The 957-nt window shown below is 69.9% G+C and carries 1 pseudogene; it reads right to left on the bottom strand.

The features are described from left to right. Positions 1 to 100 precede the first annotated feature (100 nt). Positions 101 to 906, bottom strand: a pseudogene (locus VQ03_RS31660) (IS5 family transposase). Positions 907 to 957 lie beyond the last annotated feature (51 nt).

The raw sequence follows: 957 nt of genomic DNA, 5'->3' as shown, positions 1-957 counted from the left end.
CGATGGCCACCCCCGCGAGAGGTCCCGCCGGCTACAGCGCTGTGAAAGCCGCGCAGGCGGACTCTCCCGCTCTCGGTCAGCTACACCTCTCTAAGAGCGCCTAACAGAACCGCTCGATTTGGTGGAGCGTGATGAGACTGGCCTGCAGGACCGTGAAGGCCTCGTAGATGTCGGCGCGGCGCTCATAGCGGATGGGCAATCGGCGGGCGCGGTTGAACCAGGCGTGGCTGCGCTCAACGACCCAGCGATGCCGTCCGAGCCGGTCACTTCTCTCGATGCTGCGTCGGGCAATCCGCGACGTGATCCCGCGCGCCCGGCACTCCTGCCGCCGCACTCTGGCATCGTAGGCCTTGTCGGCGTGCAGCTTGTCGGGCCGCCGGCGCGGGCGCCCACGCCGCCCGCTGCGCAATGGCGGGATCGCATCCAGCGTCGGGGCCATCAGCGGGCTGTCGTGGCAATTGGCGCTGGTCAGAACGAGGCCGAGCGGCGTGCCGCGCGCGTCGGTGACGAGGTGGCGCTTGGTGCCCGCCTTGCCCCGGTCCGTCGGGTTCGGGCCGGTGGCAGACCCCCCTTTTTCGCCGGCACGCTCGCGCTGTCGAGGCTCGCTCGGCTCCAGTCGATCTCACCCGCCGCGTGCAGGCGCTCTAGCAGCACCTGATGCAAGCGCCGCCACACACCGGCGGCCTGCCAGTCGCGCAGCCGGCGCCAGCAGCTCATGCCGCAGCCGCACTTCATCTCGGCCGGCAGCATCTCCCAGGGAATGCCCGAGCGCAGCACGAACAGGATGCCGGTCAGGGCGGCGCGGTCGTCCAACCGGGGACGCCCACCCTTGGGGCGAGGCGGATGTGGCGGCAGAAGCGGGGCGATCGCAGCCCAGAGATCGTCGGGAAGAAGCGGGCGAGCCATACCAGACAACACCCAACCGCACCGATCGTGCCGTTCTGTTAGGCGCTCTTA

It is taken from the genome of Methylobacterium tarhaniae, assembly GCF_001043955.1.
GTDB lineage: Bacteria > Pseudomonadota > Alphaproteobacteria > Rhizobiales > Beijerinckiaceae > Methylobacterium > Methylobacterium tarhaniae.
The sequence above is the reverse complement of the archived record's forward strand: the minus strand, read 5'-3'. Positions and strand labels throughout refer to the sequence as shown.